Below are 393 nucleotides of genomic sequence, written 5' to 3'. Positions count from 1 at the left end.
CCCCTTGGCCAGGCGGGCGGTCCACGCGGCCTTGTCCTTGATTTGAGGCGCGTCCGACAAGGGATTGGCGTGGCAGTCCCGGCAGTTGGCGAGCCAGACGGCGCGGCCGAGCCGTAGCTGCGGATCGTCAAATTTGGGGTACGCTGCGCCCGGCTCTCCCGCCGCAGGCATGGCGACGAGCGTAAACAGCGCAGCCCATCGGCTTGGCTTCACCGTCGCCTCACTTCATGGGGATGCGCACCACGACGCCGCCCATCACGTCGCCCATCTTGAAGTCGCGGCGCGGGCTGTCCTTGTGATCGTTGTGGCAGGCGATGCAGGCCTTGGCCACGGCTTTGTCGGGATAGACCGCCGTGAAGTATTTCTTCCCGCCCAACGTTTCCTCCTTGTAGA

At 65.4% G+C, this 393-nt stretch carries 1 protein-coding gene and 1 pseudogene; both read right to left on the bottom strand.

What is annotated here, in order from left to right; all coding sequences use genetic code 11:
• A pseudogene (locus ACTFO6_RS17890) lies at positions 1-213 on the bottom strand (c-type cytochrome); the annotation flags it as partial.
• A 7-nt stretch (positions 214-220) separates the two neighbouring features.
• The coding region (locus ACTFO6_RS17885) for a c-type heme family protein (RefSeq protein ID WP_439935763.1) at positions 221-393 on the bottom strand (173 nt) is incomplete at its 5' end.

The sequence above is a fragment of the Pelomicrobium sp. G1 genome (genome assembly GCF_051905455.1).
Lineage (GTDB): Bacteria > Pseudomonadota > Gammaproteobacteria > Burkholderiales > UBA6910 > Pelomicrobium.
This window is presented reverse-complemented; position numbering and strand designations above follow the sequence as displayed.